The sequence below is a fragment of the Thiomicrorhabdus heinhorstiae genome (genome assembly GCF_013391765.2).
GTDB lineage: Bacteria > Pseudomonadota > Gammaproteobacteria > Thiomicrospirales > Thiomicrospiraceae > Thiomicrorhabdus > Thiomicrorhabdus heinhorstiae.
In genome coordinates this window covers 1-17,782 of record NZ_JACBGI020000012.1, presented here as the reverse complement: position 1 = coordinate 17,782, position 17,782 = coordinate 1, and the positions used below count along the sequence as shown (strand labels likewise).

Here is a 17,782-nt window from a genome sequence, read left to right as displayed (position 1 = left end):
GGCCTTTAACCACCTTATCGAGCCTTTTGACCAACCCGCTAACTGAAATGGAAATCGCTATGGAATTAAAAGTCGCTTTGGAGCAAATTCTAAACGGTCACGATCTGTCTGCCGAAGAAATGGAATCGGTCATGCGCCAATTTATGACCGGCGAAGCGACCGATGCGCAGATCGGAGCCATTCTGGCCGCTTTGCGAATGAAGAGTGAAAGTGTTACTGAAATGACCGCGGCGGTTAAGGTGATGCGCGAGTTGGCTTCGGCAGTAGCGATACAGGATAAAGCCCATTTGGTCGACACCTGTGGAACCGGCGGGGATGGTGCCAATACTTTTAATATCTCGACGGCGAGTGCCTTTGTTGCGGCAGCAGCGGGAGCGACGGTTGCGAAACACGGCAACCGATCTTTTTCCAGTAAATCCGGTAGTGCCGATGTGTTGGAAGCCGCCGGGGTGAATCTGGCTCTCAATACCGATCAGGTTGCCGAGTGTGTGAATGATCTCGGCATTGGTTTCATGTTTGCCCCTGCGCATCACAGCGCGATGAAATATGTTATCGGCGCGCGCAAAGAGATGGGGGTGCGTACGATTTTCAATATGCTCGGCCCTCTGACCAACCCGGCGGGCGCGCCTTATCAGGTGATCGGTGTTTTCAATAAAGATTTAGGTCCGGTCTTTGCCGAAGTATTGCAGCGTCTTGGTTCAAAACATGTAATGGTTGTAGCCGCCGCTGATGGATTGGATGAGATTTCCGTTGCGGAAAAAACCTATGTAACCGAATTGAAAGACGGGCAGATTACTCAGTGGGAAATCAATCCTTGCGATTACGATATGGATCATGCCGATTTGGCCGGTCTGGCGGTTGAATCTGCTCAAGAGAGCTTGAATATTATCTGCGCGGCTTTTGCGAATAGCGATGGAGCGGCTAAGGATATAATTTGCCTGAATGCCGGTGCTTCGATCTATGTTGCCGGTCTGGCTGAAAGCTATGCCGAAGGTGTGCAGATCGCAAGAAAAGTCATTGCTGAAGGATTGGCGAAAGCCAAATTCAAAGAATTTATCGCGAAAACCAAAGCGTTTAAGAGCTAGCATGCAAGCGGAATTTGATAGCGGCGATTGAATGGCGTTCGATTGCTCTGTCCGGATGATTTAACAAGACCCTTTCGGAGGCATTATGGGCCACTTTACCGAAGAGATGCTGGAAGAGCATCTGGCGAATAAACACTACAGTCACCGTATGGGCTGGCTGCGTGCTGCAGTCTTGGGCGCGAATGACGGCATTATTTCCGTCGTCAGTATTTTGGTCGGTGTTATCGCCGCCGGTTCGAGTAAAGAGGATATTCTGCTTGTCGGTATTGCCGCTTTGGTCGCCGGTGCCTTGTCGATGGCCGCCGGGGAGTATGTGTCGGTCAGTTCGCAGTCCGATACCGAAAAGGCCGATCTGGAAATCGAACGTAAGGCGCTGGAAGAAGACTGGGATACCGAGCTGGCTGAATTGGCGGTGATTTATCAGGAAAGGGGCGTCAGTCCCGAGACGGCTCATCAGGTTGCCAAAGAACTGATGGAACATGATGCACTGGACGCACACGCCAGAGATGAATTGGGGCTGTCGGAAATCCACTCTGCACGACCATTGCAAGCTGCTTTCGCTTCCGCAGCATCGTTTATTTCCGGAGCCGGAATCCCGGTGATTCTGGTAGCGCTATTGCCGATGCAGAATCTGGGCTACATTGTTGCTGCCAGCTCGTTACTGCTATTGACGGTGTTGGGTGCGATTGCAGCCAGAACCGGCGGTGCGGACATGCTGAAAGGTGGCATGAGAGTCTTGATCTGGGGAGCGGTTGCCATGGCTGTGACCACCGGTGTCGGTCTGGTCTTTGGTGTAGCCGGTTAGATTGTCGTGCTTGCTTATCCCTTTTCTTGAGGATAAGGTAAAGTTTCAGGCAATATGGATTCTATCAATGAAAAAGCAACTCTGTTTTGCCGCTGGAAGCATGGCCTTCAGCCTGGGATTTATCGGAATTTTTCTGCCACTGCTGCCGACTACGCCGTTTATGATTCTCGCTGCCGGTTGCTTTGCAAAAAGTTCGCCGCGCTTCCATCAGGCCTTGCTTAATAATCGTTATATCGGTGCCGATCTTCGACGTTGGGAAAGCGAGCGCACCATGCTTCGTGCGACCAAAAAACGTGCTACCTGGGTCATTCTCATCACCTTCACCATTTCCATTGCGATTCTCTATGACCGCCACTGGCTGCAACTGATGCTCGTTGGTATTGCCGCAGTTTTACTTTTCTTTATGTGGCGAATTCCTGAGCAGAAAGTTAAGTCTTAATTGATTCAGCTTTTTCCTTAATTTGATTCATTTTCTAAAGTTAATTTTTTTAAGATGCTGTTTTAAAAGGATTATTGATTTATTTATTTGATTCATTAAACTATTCATAAATTGATTCAGTTTAAGGTATTGATAGCAAATGGCTGACAATAAAGAAACGATTCTTCATGCTTTACGTTACGAGATGCTGAGTTCGCGTGATATTGCTAAGCGTACCGGCATCAGCCAGCCGACGGTAAGTCGTGTTCTAAAAACTTTACCGGTTCTCAAGTTGGGTGGTGGGCGTTCAACGATCTTTACTTTGCTGGCTAAGCAGGATAGCTTACCGCTATATCAAGTCGATGCCACAGGCAAGTTGGTTCGCATCGGTGTGCTTTATGAGCGTCCGGATGAGGAAACCGTGTTGGTTTATGCAGATGGATATCAGACGTATGAAAACTTGCCTTACTATCTTTACGATACACTCCCGGCAGGTTTCTTGGGAGCGATTACACTTGAACAAATTATTCAGAATGATCAAACACTAACAACCAGAAGTGATAGCTGGAGTTATACGCAAATATTACACTATTTAACGCATTACGGTGTCGACCTTGCAGGGAATTTCGTTTTAGGAAATTTCATGGCAGAGAGGGCTTCATCACTTAGCTTTGATGTGGTGAGTCGTGAGAATTATGCTCAGATAACGACGCAGATCAAAACCTCGCCCCAAGTGTTCGCATCATCTATTGCTGGAGAGCAGCCGAAATTTACCGCCTATAACGGAACTCAGCATTTAATTGTCAAATATTCTCCGTTGCTGAATGAGCAAAACCCGGTAGCGGAACGTCACAGGGATTTAATGATTTGCGAGCATCTAGCTCTGGAGGGTCTCTGTGAGGCGGGCATTCCGGCAGCAAAATCTCATCTAATTAAAGGTGACCGTCTTTATTTGGAAATTGAACGCTTTGATCGAGTAGGTGAATATGGTCGTAGAGGGATGGTGTCTTTGCGAGCATTGGATGCGGAATATGCTGGGAAAAACAGTCACTGGGTTGAAATCGCACAATCGTTGGTTCATCAAAAACGGATTAGTCAGAAGAGTTTTGAGCAGGTTGAAATCGCCTATGCCTTCGGGCAATTTATCGCCAATACCGATATGCACCTTGGTAACTTCTCATTCTTTTTAAAAGGATTGGAGATTGATGAGGCTGCGCCTATCTATGATATGTTACCAATGGCTTACATGCCAAAACAGGGCGAGCTGATGAATCCTGATATGACTGTGCCGCGATTTGTCCCTGTTTCTGAAACAGCAAAGAAGAGAGCGCTTGCAACTGCAAAAGAGTTTTGGATGAAAGTGCTAGAACATCAAGAAATTTCTGACGACTTTAAACGTCTTGTGGCCTCAATGTCAGAGTCTTTAGATTATTAAAGAGGGAATTTGCAAAGTTAACTCCGTTCTACCGAAAATTGGTTTGGTAGTGCTTGGTGGTTTAATTTGTTTAGCCCGATCACCTCATTCAGATACCCGTGATAGGTATAAAATTTGACCCGAAATAATGCATTTTGTCGCCAGATTTTATATAGATCGCCGCATTTCGTTTTTACTTAAAATATTGGGAATTTGCCATCCAGTTTATATTTCTATTCCTATTGCTTATTTCTTTTCCGATTCGGGAGGCTTGCTCGGCTTCGGCGTTTGAGAGTCAAGTGTTGCTGCAGGAAAATTTTGATAAGGTGGATGAAAAAGGGTTTGCTGCCAAGGCTTTGCTGCACCCGAAAATAGAGTTGGTCAAGGGGGTGGGACCGGATGGTTCTAACGCAATCCGGGTTGCTTATGTCGGTTATGAACGCGGTAGTGAACGGGTTGTTCTACGCTATCCGCTTTCTTCAGCCGTTAATGAGGCAACGCTTTCGTTTGATGTGAAGTTTGCTAAAGACTTTCAATGGGTACTTGGCGGTAAGCTTCATGGTCTGGGGCCGAAGCATCCTGTGACAGGCGGTAAAGCTCGTCGACCGGATGGTTGGAGTGCGCGGATTATGTTTATGCCAGAGGGTCGGTGCAGAACCTATCTCTACGATCAGGACAAAATGAAGAAGTGGGGTGTGGGTGAAGCCACCGCCCAACCGGTTTTTACGGCGGGTCAGTGGCATCATGTGGTTTTGCAGGTTAGCCTGAACTCTCCTGGAGAGCTGAATGGATTTGCTCGAATATTTGTCGATGGCAAAGTGGTTATGGTGACCGAAAACGTTGTTTTTCGCGGTGTCGGCGGTTCCGATACAAAAATCCAACAGTTCCTATTCAGTACCTTCCATGGCGGAAGCAGTCCGAAGTGGGCTCCGCGCGACAGGCAAGGTGACCCCATGACGGTGTATGCTTATTTTGATAACTTTCTGGTTATCAAAGGCATTCATGAAAATAATATCGGCCAATCGAATCCGAGGTTCAAACCTTAGTTAAGATGCTCTTCAATCGAGCTGTTCATATGTGGTTCAAACCCAAAAAATGCTAAACTAGCGCGCACATTAAGAAATAAGGTTTAGAGATGAGTACGCCAACGATTTTGAAGAAGATTATTTTCCGCAAACTGGAAGAGATTCAGGAAGGTTGCGACAAGATTCCATTGCGTGAAATGAAGCAGAAGGCGTTAATGATGACGACGTCTCCGACCAAAGGGTTCGCAAATGCGTTGCAGGCGAAGCTGGATGCCGGGCAATCGGCGGTGATTGCGGAAATCAAAAAGGCGTCACCGTCCAAAGGTATTTTACGTGATCCGTTTGATCCGGTGGAAATTGCCAAGAGCTATGAAGCCAACGGCGCGGCGTGTTTGTCGGTTCTGACCGATCGCGATTTTTTTCAGGGTTCGAACGAATATCTGCAACAGGTACGAGCGGCGGTTGATCTGCCGATTATCCGTAAGGATTTTATTGTCGATGATTATCAGGTGTATGAAGCGAGGGTCATCGGTGCCGATTGTATTCTGCTGATTGCCGCGGCGATCGGCGATGCGCAGATGTTTGAGTTGACGGAAACCGCTTTGCAGCTTGGCTTGGACGTTCTGATCGAAGTGCATAACGAAGACGAATTGGAACGTGCTTTGCGTTTACCACTACCGATGATCGGCATTAATAACCGTGATTTGCATACATTTGATGTAACACTGGAAACGACACTGAATATGCTGGATAAGATTCCGGATGATCGAATTGTTATTACCGAAAGCGGAATTTTAGGGCCGGATGATGTGGCCAAAATGCGTGAGCATCATGTAAACTCTTTCTTAGTCGGCGAAGCCTTTATGCGCGCCGAAAATCCGGGCGAGAAGCTGGCCGAACTGTTCCAATAATTTGTTTTAAATCATCTTTATATCAAATGGTAAGTCGCTCGCAGTGACTTACCGTTTTTTTTTCCTACATTCCTGCTAAGATTGAACTCATCCGGCTGATCGCTGGTATGCGTTCAGCTGCGAACGATCATTATAGATTGTCATATAACAGCCAACTTCATTCTCGATTTAGCCAAGTAAACTACTTTGACCACAGCGCTGATTGCGCGGACTGGAATTTTCTCCAGCAATGATATGTGCCGCCTTGTTTCGGGCTATTTACCCGGCAGGGTTTTGAGTTCGTCTTGCAATCAGATTATTGGCCAATGCTTTTGAATAGGAGGTTTTCATGCGTAAAGTCAAATTCGCAATTATCGGGGCCGGGACGGCCGGCTTAAATGCACTCGGTTATATTCGCCGTCAGACTGACGATTTTGTAATGATTCACGGCGGGCCTTACGGTACCACCTGTGCCCGTGTCGGTTGTATGCCTTCCAAGGCATTGATTCACGCAGCCAATCACTATGAACAACGTTTGCATTTGGATATTTGCGGAATTCACGGTGGCGATAAGCTGGAAGTCGACGGCGCGGAAGTGATGAAATTTGTCCGCCAGCTGCGCGATCGTTTCAGTGGCGGTGTGCATGCCAATACGACGGCAACTTTGAAAGAAGGCCAGCTGATTGAAGGTTATGCGGAATTTGTCGGTCCGAATCAATTAAAAGTCGGCGATGAAATTGTAGAAGCCGAACGAATCATTATCGGGACCGGATCGACTCCGGTGGTTCCGGGGCCTTGGAAAGCGCTTGGCGATAAATTGCTGACCAGCGATGAAATTTTTGAACTGGAAACCTTACCGAAACGTCTGGCTGTGATTGGTCTTGGGGTAATCGGTCTTGAGCTCGGTCAGGCTTTTGCACGACTGGGCGTTGAAGTTACGGCAGTGGAAATGCTCAACACCATGGCGGGATTGTCGTCGCCGGAACTGATTGCCGAGGCTGAAAAGCTAATGAGCAAAGAGATGAAGGTCTATCTCGGGCAAGCGGCTGATTTGAGTTTGAATCCGGACAATGAAGACGAAGTGCTTCTGAAAGTCGGTGATGAAGAGATCGCCGTTGATCTGGTTTTAGGCTCTTTGGGACGCCGTCCGAACCTGGCCGGGTTGAATTTACCGGCGGCCGGCATCGAGCTTAATGAACGCGGAATGCCTTCTTTTGATCTTGAAACCATGCAGATCGAAGATAAGCCGATTTTTATTGCCGGTGATGTTAATGCGTTCAGACCGATTCTGCATGAAGCGGGCGACGAAGGGCGTGCGGCGGTTTTGAATGCCTTTGCCTATCCGGAAGTCAAAGCCTATCCGCGTAAGACGATGCTAGGCGTTGCATTCTCGGAGCCGCAGGTCGGTCTGATCGGCATGTCCTATGCGCAGGCGGAAAAACAGGGGGCGGTCAGCGTGACGTTTATGCTTGAGCGCAGCAATGGGCGCGCGATTGTCATGGGGCAGGATAAAGGTGGTTTGTCGCTGTATGCCGATCCTGATACCTACGAGTTGTTCGGGGCCGAACTGCTGATGGCGGATGCGGAACACCTCGGTCACATGCTGGCTTGGGCGATTCAAGATAAACAGACGGTCTTCGACCTTTTGATGAAACCTTTCTACCATCCGGTTCTGGAAGAAGCGCTGCAGGATGCTCTGAGACAATTGGCGCATAAACTGCAGCCGGAAAGAACCAACTGGGTTGAGGTTGAACTGCGTCAATAAAAGCAGCGTAATTCTCATGTAAATATTCGTGAGATTATTGCTGTTCTTCTTTTGAAGAATCAAAAGCTTGCGGTAGAAATACTGCAGGCTTTTTGTTTGTACCGTCATAAAAAATTTTCTTGCAAATTCTGCAAAAAACCGAATAATACGTTCTTCCTTTTTCACACAGAAACCTTCGTGTTTGACTCAAGCTTAATCGTCTGTTTGAGTTGAAGGCAACAGAAAGAAAAATGGTTAACACCTCACGTTAAAAAATGCCTTTCGCAATTAATGAAGCGAGGCGACGTGGCTGGGGTTCATGCAACTAGCCTTTGTTGCACGGACTAATATTAATCATTCATCCGTATTCATCTCTTTACGGGTGTTTAAATAAAGGTACTCCCACAATGCCTCATTCCGAGAATATTCTGGTCACTAGTAATGACCATTTTGAAGTTGTTGAAAAAACGACCATCATTGACGACTCTTGGCCGACTCACGACCAAGCGGTTGAAGATCAGACTCTGGATCACTTTATCTGTCGCGATGGAAAAGTGTTTGCCGGTACCCACTTGATTATCGATCTTTGGGGTGCAAGCAATCTGGATAATCTGGAAGTGATGGAACAGGCGTTACGCGAAGCGGTCGAAAAAGCGAAAGCGACTTTATTGCATATCCATTTGCACCACTTTACTCCAAACGGCGGAATTTCCGGTGTTGCAGTTCTGGCAGAATCGCACATCAGTGTTCATTCCTGGCCGGAGCGCGACTATGCTGCTTTTGATGTTTTCATGTGCGGTGATTCCGAACCTGAAAAAGCGATCGAGGTTCTAAGAGCGGCTTTCTCTCCAAGCGATGTGAAAGTTGACACCATTCTTCGCGGCGAAGTTGAAACACCAAAACAGTAAAAAGGAAGCGCAATGAGTCAGCAAACTTATCTGGAAACGCTTTACCCTACCTGGGGACAAAGTTTCGTGATGGATAAGGTGTTGTTTGAAGTCAACACCGGTCATCAGCACCTGGTCATCTTTAAGAATGGACAGTGGGGCACTGTAATGGCATTGGACGGTGTCATTCAAACCACTGAGAAAGACGAGTTTGTTTATCACGAAATGATGGTGCATGTACCGATGCTGGCTCACGGCGAAGCCAAAAAGGTGTTGATTATCGGTGGTGGTGACGGTGGTATTCTGCGTGAAGTCCTAAAGCATGAACAGGTTGAATCGGTTACTCAGGTTGAGATCGATCAGCAGGTTATCGATATGTGTGTGCAATATCTGCCGAATCATTCGGCAGGTGCTTATGACAGTCCGAAAGCGAATATCGTGATTGCCGACGGTGTGGATTTCGTCAATGAATGCACTGAGAAATTCGACGTGATTATTTCCGATTCGACCGATCCGATGGGGCCGGGCGAAGTGTTATTTACCTCGCGTTTTTACCAGGGCATTAAAAATTGCCTGAACGAAGGCGGTGTATTTGTGGCGCAAAACGGTGTCAGCTTTATGCAGACCGATGAAGTGACCACGACTTATAAGCGTTTATCGCCTCTATTTTCTCAAGCGAGTTTTTATTCCGGAGCTGTGCCAACCTATGTGGGGGGAATTATGACCTTTGCATGGGCGACCGACAACTTGGCGTTGCAAGAAGTTTCTTTGGAAACGCTTCAGCAACGCTTCAAGCAGACTGGAATCAAAACGCGCTTCTATAACCCAGAAGTGCATAAGGGCGCATTTGCACTGCCTCAATATGTGCAGGATGCGATTGCTTGATGTTTGCATGCTTTAAGCTCAAGTTTTGAATTCCCGAAAGAACACGTCATTTTGTCGTGTTCTTTGTGTATTGGGCATTCGTTTTTTGAGCTGACAGGTGTTTGAACAGATTTTTTTGAGGTTTAAATAGAGTCAAATGGACACTCGAGATATTATTCAGCATTTTGCTGAACAAACCCACCCGGACGAATTACAACAGTTTGACCGCTCCAGTTTGCAGGATCTGGTAGCGAAACATGAAACACCGTTTATGGTGTTGGACTTGGAAGAAGTCGATTACCAATTCAAGTCCCTACAAGCAGCTTTGCCAAGTGCCAAGCTGTTTTATGCTTTGAAATCGCTTTCGCATCCGGAATTGATCAAGCGCCTGAAAGGTTTAGGCTGCCACTTCGATTTGGCGACGATTGGTGAAGTGGAACTGGTCGAATCTTTAGGCATTAAAGGCGATCAGTGTATTCACACGCATCCGATTAAAAAAGATAAAGAAATCAAGCGTGCACTGGAGTTTGGCTGCACTCGCTTTGTGGTGGATAACTTTGCCGAAATGCAAAAGTTTTATCCTTACGCTGGGCAGGTAGAGTTGATTATTCGCGTCAGCTTTCGCAGTCCGCAGGCAGTGGTTGATCTATCGCGTAAATTCGGTTGTACTTTGGAAGAACTGCCTCGTTTGGTTGATGATGCGGCTGCTCACGGAATCAGCGTGGTGGGTCTTTCTTTCCACGTCGGTTCTCAATCGATGTCGCCGATGACCCACGTTAATGCAGTGCGTTCCAGTGTTGCAGCAATGAAAGTCATGAGCCATGTCGAATGGAAGTTTCTGGATATCGGTGGCGGTTTCCCGATCGTATATCAGGAATCGGTATCGCCGATTGCAGACTTCTGTGTGCCGATTAACGAAGCTCTGGCCGAGTTGCCTGAAGGCATCGAGGTTTTTGCCGAGCCGGGCCGTTTTATCTCCGGTCCTTCAATGATCGAAGTGGTTTCGGTTGTCGGTAAAGCAAAACGTGGTGCGCGTATGTGGTACTACCTGGACGACGGTGTTTACGGTGGTTTCAGTGGTCAGATGTTTGACCATGCGAGATACCCGATCGCACCGTTGAAGCCGTTTGATCCTACCGGTGAATTTTTTCCGAGCGTGTTGGCGGGACCGACCTGTGACTCGATTGACGTAGTTGCCGAAGATATCGAATTGCCTGAATTGGAGGTTGGCGATATTCTGATCGGTAAGCAGATGGGGGCTTATACCATTGCGTCGGCGACGGAATTTAACTATTATCCTAAGCCGAAAGTGGTAGTGGTCGAAGATATCTTCGACCCGGAAACCGAGGCTTTATAACTCAAGCCTTACAGGAAAGATTCAAGGAGCGACTATGGCAACGATTGTAAAATGGCAAGGTTCGGGAATGGCGTTTGATGCAACTGCCAGCACCGGGCACACTGTACGTATGGATGCTGCGCCGGAAATCGGCGGCGAAAATACCGGCCCGCGCCCGATGGAAATGGTTCTGATGGGCTTGGGTGGTTGTACCGGAATTGATGTCGTAATGATGCTGCAAAAGCTGAAGCAGGATATTAAAGACGTGCAGATCGAAATCGAGTCGGAACGCTCCGAGGATATTCCGAAGGTCTATACCAAGATTCACGTGCATTTTAAGGTCTTCGGCACCGACTTGAACGAGAAGAAAGTTCAAAGAGCGGTCGATCTGTCGGCGGAAAAATACTGTTCGGTTTCCAAGATGTTGGAAAAAACCGCGCAGATGTCGCATGACTTTGAAATTATCGAAGTCTGATTAGCACGGTATTTTGCATAAGAACCCGCCTAACGGCGGGTTTTTTGTTTTTGGAGAAAACGTATTATTCGGTATGATGCATATGGGTTTTAAGGAGCTTGCGGCAGGGAGCGGTGAATGGAAGATGGACTGGTACATGCACTTTTATTGGATGGTCAAGGAGGTGCGAAGCCGCTGAATTGGCAGGAAATTATCGAATGGTCGCCGCAACAGGGGCAGCTGTGGATGAATATGGATTATACATCCAAGCAGGTACGCAATTGGCTTTCGGAAGAGAGCGGGTTGAACTGGGTCATTGCCGAGACTTTACTTTCCGAAGAGTCGCGGCCGCGTTTCTCTCCGCATGATCATGGGGTTTTAATGGCGTGGCGCGGCGTCAATCTGAATCCGGCTGCCGACCCGGAGGATATGGTCGCCATCCGTATCTGGTTGGAAAAAGATCGATTAATCTCGACCCGTCGTCGCGACTTGGTGGCGGTTAAAGAACTGGTGGCCGACCTTGAACGGGGTAAAGGGCCGGTTGATCTGAATGCCTTGAGCGTTGCACTTGCTGAGAAAATGATCTGGAAAATCAGTGATGTGGTTGATGAGTTGGAAGATCATCTGGATCAAATGGAAGACGAAGTGCTACAAGGGCAGCCGGCGTCGTTACGCATGGAATTGTCCGGTTTACGCCGCCAGACGATTCAGTTACGCCGTTATCTATCGCCGCAGAAAGAGGCTTTGCAGCGCTATGCAACCGATGCTTGGCTGGATGTGCAGAACCGTTTGGCGATGCGCGAAACCGCCGATAAGATGACGCGCGAACTGGAAGACCTGGAAGCATTGCGCGAACGGGCAGCGGTAGCGCATGAAGAATTGCAGAACCGCGTCAGCGAACAGCTCAATAACCGCATGTATGTGTTGTCAGTAATTACCGCGGTATTTTTACCTTTGGGATTTTTAACCGGGTTATTCGGAATCAATGTCGGCGGCATTCCCGGATCGGAGAATCCGCACGCTTTCGGTTACTTTATCGCAATTTTATCTGCTCTGGTTGTCTTGCAGGCGGTGGTCTTTAAGTGGCGGCGCTGGCTGTAGCAGTCGCCGCCGCGCGATTGGCTTCAATGCCGCCAAGATGCATCAGGATTTTTAAAAACGCCCGACTGCTATCGATGGATGCGGTTTCGTTCATGGTGTGATAGCCGGTGGTCGGAATCTGCAAAGTCGTGCCGTGCACCAAGCCGTTGGAATTGGCGGTAATGCGCCCCAGTTCGGTTCGGCCGATACCCATAGTCGGTTTGTTGTTGGCAAGCGCTTGCCGGTTTAAGGCTTCGATATATTGATCCTTAAAGCTGTAGGTGATGCCCAGGCGTTCACATAACTGGGCCAGAGTTTGCGTTGTTTCCAAATTGAAATCGGCATTTTCATCCCGGTTTCTCAGCACTACTTGCTGTTTGTCGGCTTCTTCGCGGTTGCGGTACGGGCTGGTGTCCAGTACATATAATTCGTTGGTTGAACCTCCGAAACGACGGAACCATTCCAGCAGATAGCGCCAGCTTCCTCCCGATTCTTCTTCAGCGGTAAAGAATGCCGTTCCCTGATAGCCGAGGCTGAAAAGGTGTACCAGTAAAGCGGCTGTCAAAACATTGTCCAGCTGGCCGGATAGTAGATGATTGTCGATTTTCAGTTTGTCGAGAAAGCCGACCGGCGTGCCGGCAACCAGGTGCTCCAGACCGGCAACTTCGAAAATCAGGTTATTGCGGAATTCACAGATATAGGCGTTGTTAATGGTGCCCGCGCCGCGATAAGCACCCGACCAGGGCTCATAGGCAATAACCGGCGTATTGTCAAAGCGGTTCATCAGTGTCAGCATCAGCTCGTCACTGACCGATTTACCTAGCAGGTCGGTCATTTGCCCGGCAATAAACGCCGCGAACTGAAACTCGTTCGGTCCGGTACAGATCAAACCATGGCGGTCGATGTGGCTGGAAAACATCGAGCTGTGCGGTTCGGTTCCTTGAGCGACCAGCAAGCCTTCATACCAGGTGACTTTTGCACCTCTTTCCTCCAATTCTCTTTGCAGTACGCGAAAAAATGCGTGTTCGGCGCCAACCACCGAAGGCTGGCGAATGAGGGATTTTAGCAGGTCGATAAAATCGTTGAAGGCGAAAGGGTCGGATGAAGTCATGGGTGGGGTCTCCAGAGAAAACCTGCGAACTACGCAGTCATAATTCGGATTTTATCGAGGAAAAAATAAGAAGCCAGCAAAATATTCAGCGCTTGTACGCATTAATTTTCGGTTACGAATTTGATATACATCAACTTGGACGGCAGCCAGTAGAGTAGGATGGACGCAATACCACGGTTTAAGCTTGTTAGCATGGGCTTTACCTGTTTTTGCAGACACCGAAAAGGGGGAGTGTCATGAAATATTTTTTGTTTATCCTTTTACTGACGTTTTCCAAGATCTCCTATGCGATCGATAACCCGTGGGATCGCCCGCTGCCGTTTAAAAATGCAACCGTCGAATACAAAGTAGAGGGTTCGATGCAAGGAAGCAAAACCGTTTATATCCGTGAAAGCGGGCGTGAATCGGCAGAGTACTCCGATCTTTCCATGAGTATGTTTGGTATGAAGCAGCAGCAGAAAGAGCTGGTGATCACTACGCCTGACTGGGTTTACCATATTGATTTTCTGAAACAAAACGGTACCAAGCAGACCAATCCGTTGAAATATTTCAAGCAAGAGTTTGAAGCGCTATCTAAATCGGAACAGAAGACCGTTGTAGAAAATGCCGAAAAAACCGGTATGAATATGGTTGCCGGCATGCAAGGTGAAGTACAGAAAAACGCCGCAACCCTGCACGGTTATAAGTGTGATTTGACTAAGGTGATGGGCAGTGAAGTTTATTCGATCAGCGGTACCGGCTTCCCGTTAAAAATGGTCAGTAACGTGATGGGGATTAAGCAGAAAGAAGAGGTGATTAAACTGGATAAATCTAAACCGCCGGCGGCCAAATTTGAAGTGCCGAAGGGGGTTAAAATCACTGTTAATCACGAGGCGGATAAAATGGCGCAGCAGCAGGCCAAAGAGGTGATTCAGCATTTGTTAAAAGGTGAGAATCCAGATAAGGGTGCTGTTAACCGCGATGCGTATCAACAAGACCCGGATAACGAACTTTCTCCCGAACAGCAACAGCAATTACAGCAAATGATGAAAATGTTCGGGCAATAATTTAGAGATAAGTGATTTAACAAATAAGGGGGCTTTTCAGCCCCTTATTTTTTTACAGAGAGTGGATGGCGGCTTTAATGCCGTCTGTCAAAGTCTGTAGCTGTTCGGAAGGAATGTTGAACGCCGGCATAGTGTACGCCAGCTTTCCGAATGGGCGAATCCATACGCCGTTTTCCAATGCCGTCGCTTGAACTTTCGGGCCCAGATCGCTTCTTTCCAACTCTACTACGCCAATCGCACCTAAAACCCGCACCTCTGTAACGCCGTCCAGCTCGGCCAGGGGGGAAAGCTCGGTCTTTAAATGGTGTTCAATATCTGCAATTCGCTGCTGCCAGGGGGATGCCAATAACAGGTCTATCGACGCGATAGCGGTCGCACAGGCGAGCGGGTTGGCCATAAACGTCGGGCCGTGGGCCAGTATGCCGGGTTCGCCTTCACAGATCGTGCGACTGACGTTTTCGGTACACAGGGTTGCCGCGAGTGTCAGATTGCCGCCGGTCAAAGCCTTGCCGACGCACATAATGTCCGGGGAAACTTTTGCCCATTCACATGCGAAGAGTTTTCCGGTGCGCCCGAAGCCGGTGGCGATTTCATCGGCAATCATTAACACATCGTATTTTTCGCAAAGCGCTTTTAGCTGTTTGAGATAGTCGGGGCGATAGAAACGCATGCCTCCGGCTCCCTGTACGATCGGTTCAATGGTAACGGCGGCAATTTCGAAGTGGTGGGTTTGCAACAGGTTTTCCAGCGCTTGAATATCCCGGTTGTCGGATTCTGTGTCAAAGCCCGACTCCGGTGCAGGCGCAAACAGGTTTTTATGCAGCACATCGTTAAACAGGTGGTGCATGCCGTTAACCGGATCGCACACTGCCATGGTGGCGAAAGTATCGCCGTGATAACCGTTGCGTACCGTCAACAGACGGTTCTTGCGTTTTTGTCCGCGACTGATCCAGTATTGCAGGGCAATTTTGATTGCGACTTCCATTGCGACCGAACCGGAGTCGGCAAAAAAGACTTTTTCTAAGCCTTTCGGTGTCAATTCGACCAGGCGTTTGGCAAGTTCTACGGCCGGTTCGTGCGTCAGGCCGCCGAACATAATATGCGGCATTTGATCGATCTGGTCTTTCATGGCCTGCATGATTTGCGGATGGTTGTAGCCGTGAATCGCCGCCCACCATGAACTCATGCCGTCAACGACCTCGCTTCCATCCGCGAGGGTAATCAGCGAACCTTGTGTGCATTTGACGCCGATCGGTGGAATCGGGTTGGGTGAAGCAGTGTAAGGATGCCAGATGTGCTGTTGGTCAAAATCAATTAAAGCTTGCCAGTGAGGATCGAGTTGCATAGTCATTTCGGATTCGTTTATTGTGGTTGGGATGGTTCGGGAACCGCTGAAGCCAGATTCAGCGCTGAGAGGGTTTGATGGAAATCGTTCTGCAAAGGTGCGTTAATAATCATTGGTTGCCCGCTTTGCGGGTGAGTGAATTCCAGCGAGGTTGCGGCCAGATAGAGGCGGTGGTAACCTCGCCAATCGTTGAACAGGTGGTTGTGGTGGCGATCACCGTAACTGACATCTCCGATAATTGGGTGACTGATGCCGTTGAGATGGCGACGGATCTGGTGTTTTCGGCCGGTCTGCGGTTGCAGTTGAAGCAATGAATAGCGCTGTTGCGGGAATTTGCCGAGCGGTATGTTCAAGGAGCCTTGCGCTAAAGTGTTGTATTCGGTGAGTGCTGCCTGCGGTTCGCTCGGTTCCTGTTTGTTACGGTCGCCGTACTTATCTTTCTTGTAGAGCAGCGGTTTATTGATCATGCCGTATTCTTGCGTCCAGCCTCGGCACAGCGCCAGATAGGTTTTCCTCAGAGTGTGGTCGCTGAATTGTCTTCCTAGGTCCCGTGCGCTATCGGAGTCAAGTGCAAACAGGAGCAGGCCGGACGTGGCTTTGTCCAGACGATGTGCCGGAAAAACGGCTTGTCCGATCAGATCGCGGGTCATCTGCACCGCAAATTGGGTTTCATGCTTGTCGATCGGCGAACGGTGCACCAGTAAACCGGCCGGTTTATGGATCGCGACGATGGATTCGTCTTGATAAATAAGTTGTAAAGCATCGAGCTGACACTGAGTTTGCATTTGTTTCTCGTCGCGGGTAAATTCAGCGTCTATTTTAACGCTCAATTTTTGGCCGGTCGATTTTTCAGCGTATCCGGCGGGAGAGTTTGAAAATTCAGCTTGCTGAAGGGAAGTAAGGATACGAATTTGGAATTTTCATATAGTGAGTGGTTGCTGATTGCGTTGATCTTTGTCTGGACGGGCTTTGTGCGCAGCGGTTTGGGGTTCGGCGGTGCAGCGCTTGGCTTACCGTTTATGCTGATGGTTTACGATGATCTGTTGTATTGGCTGCCGATGATCGGCATTCATCTGCTGTTTTTTTCCGCTTTGACTCTGAGTTCGGCCTTAAAGAAAGTGGACTGGATGTATCTGCGCTCGAGTTTTCGCTGGATTATTCCGGCGACGCTGGTTGGCGTGTTTGGTCTGGTTAGCTTGCCGAGTCAGTGGCTGGTAGTCTTTGTTTATAGCATCACGCTATTTTATGCCGTGATGTGGTTTCTGAATAGAGCGATTCACAGCGGCAATGATTGGGTTGATCGGGTGTTATTGGTTCTCGGCGGTTATGTTGCCGGAACGTCTTTGACCGGAGCACCTTTAATGGTGGCGGTGTTTGCCCGTCATGTCGCGGCACACTATTTACGCAATACGTTATTTGTTCTTTGGTTTATTCTGGTGACGATTAAGATGAGCGCCTTTGTTGTGATCGGCGTCAAGATCGAATGGGTGACGGCTCTGGCTCTTATTCCGGTTGCTGCAATCGGACATGTTGCCGGTTTGAAAGCGCATGAATATATCCTGCAGAACAACGCCCGATTCAAGCAGGTAATCGGTGGAATGCTGATTCTTGTCAGCAGTATCGGCTTGTATATGAGTTTCTAGTGTGAAGTGAAATTAGCTCCGAGAAGAGTGGCGCTTGCAGCCTTATTTGGGTTGCTTTTAGCGCATGCGGTCATAAAACTGCAATTTTTTAAAAAATGTGAAATTTAGTGTTGACACCTTCCGAATTATCTATAGAATACGCACACACAATTTGGAGGGTTTCCCGAGCGGCCAAAGGGGGCAGACTGTAAATCTGCTGGCTCAGCCTTCGGTGGTTCGAATCCACCACCCTCCACCATGCGGGTATCGTATATTGGCTATTACCTCGGCCTTCCAAGCCGATGAGAGGAGTTCGATTCTCCTTACCCGCTCCAAATTTTAGGGCTCTCTTTGTTGATTTGAATCGATGGAGAGGGCCTTTTTAGTCATTGCTTCCATAGCTCAGTAGGTAGAGCGCATCCATGGTAAGGATGAGGTCGCCAGTTCGATCCTGGCTGGAAGCTCCATTTTTCATTGTAGGCATCGGTCTCTTGTTCGGTAAGGTCGCTGCTATAACGGAGTTTGCATCATGGCAAAAGAAAAGTTTGAACGTTCCAAGCCTCACGTAAACGTTGGTACTATCGGTCACGTTGACCATGGTAAAACGACTCTAACAGCGGCTTTGACAATCGTGCAAGGTAAGAAATTCGGTGGAG

Annotated in this window: 18 protein-coding genes and 3 tRNA genes; 18 read left to right on the top strand and 3 right to left on the bottom strand. The window is 48.4% G+C overall.

Going from position 1 to position 17,782, the window contains the following annotated elements; genetic code table 11:
* Positions 1-59 precede the first annotated feature (59 nt).
* The 12 genes from trpD to H8792_RS07270 all read left to right on the top strand — a co-directional run bounded on the left by trpD (position 60) and on the right by H8792_RS07270 (position 12,023).
* Entirely contained in the window at positions 60-1,085 is a 1,026-nt protein-coding gene (gene trpD, locus H8792_RS07325; protein ID WP_185978292.1) for an anthranilate phosphoribosyltransferase, read from the top strand.
* Positions 1,086-1,170: 85 nt separating this feature from the next.
* Positions 1,171-1,890 (top strand): VIT1/CCC1 transporter family protein, encoded by a 720-nt coding sequence (locus H8792_RS07320; protein ID WP_185978291.1) that lies wholly within the window; start codon positions 1,171-1,173, stop codon positions 1,888-1,890.
* 67 nt (positions 1,891-1,957) lie between these two features.
* A complete protein-coding gene (locus H8792_RS07315) occupies positions 1,958-2,329 on the top strand; it encodes a YbaN family protein (RefSeq protein ID WP_185978290.1) in 372 nt (123 codons plus the stop codon).
* 139 nt (positions 2,330-2,468) lie between these two features.
* The gene (locus tag H8792_RS07310; RefSeq protein WP_185978329.1) at positions 2,469-3,743 is read left to right on the top strand and encodes a HipA domain-containing protein; all 1,275 of its coding nucleotides are present in this window, start codon (positions 2,469-2,471) and stop codon (positions 3,741-3,743) included.
* A 278-nt stretch (positions 3,744-4,021) separates the two neighbouring features.
* Positions 4,022-4,768, top strand: a complete 747-nt coding sequence (locus H8792_RS07305) for a polysaccharide lyase (RefSeq protein WP_194947652.1) — start codon at positions 4,022-4,024, stop codon at positions 4,766-4,768.
* 89 nt (positions 4,769-4,857) lie between these two features.
* Positions 4,858-5,658 carry an indole-3-glycerol phosphate synthase TrpC gene (trpC, locus tag H8792_RS07300; RefSeq protein ID WP_185978288.1) on the top strand — a complete coding sequence of 267 codons (801 nt, stop codon included), beginning with the start codon at positions 4,858-4,860 and terminating at the stop codon, positions 5,656-5,658.
* Between the two features lie 328 nt (positions 5,659-5,986).
* Positions 5,987-7,402 carry a dihydrolipoyl dehydrogenase gene (locus H8792_RS07295; RefSeq protein ID WP_185978287.1) on the top strand — a complete coding sequence of 472 codons (1,416 nt, stop codon included), beginning with the start codon at positions 5,987-5,989 and terminating at the stop codon, positions 7,400-7,402.
* A gap of 386 nt (positions 7,403-7,788) precedes the next feature.
* The gene (gene speD / locus H8792_RS07290; RefSeq protein ID WP_185978286.1) at positions 7,789-8,289 is read left to right on the top strand and encodes an adenosylmethionine decarboxylase; all 501 of its coding nucleotides are present in this window, start codon (positions 7,789-7,791) and stop codon (positions 8,287-8,289) included.
* 12 nt (positions 8,290-8,301) lie between these two features.
* The gene (gene speE / locus H8792_RS07285; RefSeq protein WP_185978285.1) at positions 8,302-9,153 is read left to right on the top strand and encodes a polyamine aminopropyltransferase; all 852 of its coding nucleotides are present in this window, start codon (positions 8,302-8,304) and stop codon (positions 9,151-9,153) included.
* Between the two features lie 136 nt (positions 9,154-9,289).
* Positions 9,290-10,489, top strand: coding sequence for a type III PLP-dependent enzyme (locus H8792_RS07280; protein ID WP_185978284.1), 1,200 nt, complete (start codon positions 9,290-9,292; stop codon positions 10,487-10,489).
* Between the two features lie 34 nt (positions 10,490-10,523).
* A complete protein-coding gene (locus H8792_RS07275; protein ID WP_185978283.1) occupies positions 10,524-10,943 on the top strand; it encodes an OsmC family protein in 420 nt (139 codons plus the stop codon).
* Between the two features lie 117 nt (positions 10,944-11,060).
* Positions 11,061-12,023 (top strand): zinc transporter ZntB, encoded by a 963-nt coding sequence (locus H8792_RS07270; RefSeq protein ID WP_185978282.1) that lies wholly within the window; start codon positions 11,061-11,063, stop codon positions 12,021-12,023.
* Here H8792_RS07270 and H8792_RS07265 read toward each other — a convergent pair.
* On the bottom strand, positions 12,001-13,113 hold the full coding sequence (locus H8792_RS07265) for a peptidase M42 (RefSeq protein WP_185978281.1): 1,113 nt from the start codon (positions 13,111-13,113) through the stop codon (positions 12,001-12,003). The genes H8792_RS07270 and H8792_RS07265 overlap by 23 nt on opposite strands.
* Before the next feature lie 236 nt (positions 13,114-13,349).
* Here H8792_RS07265 and H8792_RS07260 point away from each other — a divergent pair, with 236 nt between their 5' ends.
* Positions 13,350-14,159, top strand: a complete 810-nt coding sequence (locus H8792_RS07260; RefSeq protein WP_185978280.1) for a hypothetical protein — start codon at positions 13,350-13,352, stop codon at positions 14,157-14,159.
* 52 nt (positions 14,160-14,211) lie between these two features.
* On the opposite strand, the gene bioA is transcribed toward H8792_RS07260, so the two are convergent.
* Both bioA and H8792_RS07250 read right to left on the bottom strand, forming a co-directional pair.
* Positions 14,212-15,510: an adenosylmethionine--8-amino-7-oxononanoate transaminase gene (gene bioA, locus H8792_RS07255; protein ID WP_228766999.1), complete on the bottom strand. Its 1,299-nt coding sequence runs from the start codon at positions 15,508-15,510 to the stop codon at positions 14,212-14,214.
* Positions 15,511-15,521: 11 nt separating this feature from the next.
* A complete protein-coding gene (locus tag H8792_RS07250; protein ID WP_185978279.1) occupies positions 15,522-16,289 on the bottom strand; it encodes a pseudouridine synthase in 768 nt (255 codons plus the stop codon).
* Positions 16,290-16,415: 126 nt separating this feature from the next.
* Here H8792_RS07250 and H8792_RS07245 point away from each other — a divergent pair, with 126 nt between their 5' ends.
* The 5 genes from H8792_RS07245 to H8792_RS07225 form a co-directional block, all read left to right on the top strand.
* Complete coding sequence (locus H8792_RS07245) at positions 16,416-17,147, top strand: TSUP family transporter (RefSeq protein WP_185978278.1); 732 nt, start codon at positions 16,416-16,418, stop codon at positions 17,145-17,147.
* A gap of 153 nt (positions 17,148-17,300) precedes the next feature.
* Positions 17,301-17,385: transfer RNA gene (locus H8792_RS07240), tRNA-Tyr, on the top strand.
* Between the two features lies 1 nt (position 17,386).
* A tRNA-Gly gene (locus H8792_RS07235) sits at positions 17,387-17,461 on the top strand.
* Between the two features lie 56 nt (positions 17,462-17,517).
* Positions 17,518-17,593 (top strand) — tRNA-Thr (locus tag H8792_RS07230).
* Positions 17,594-17,655: 62 nt separating this feature from the next.
* The coding region (locus tag H8792_RS07225) for a GTP-binding protein (protein WP_228767001.1) at positions 17,656-17,782 on the top strand (127 nt) is incomplete at its 3' end.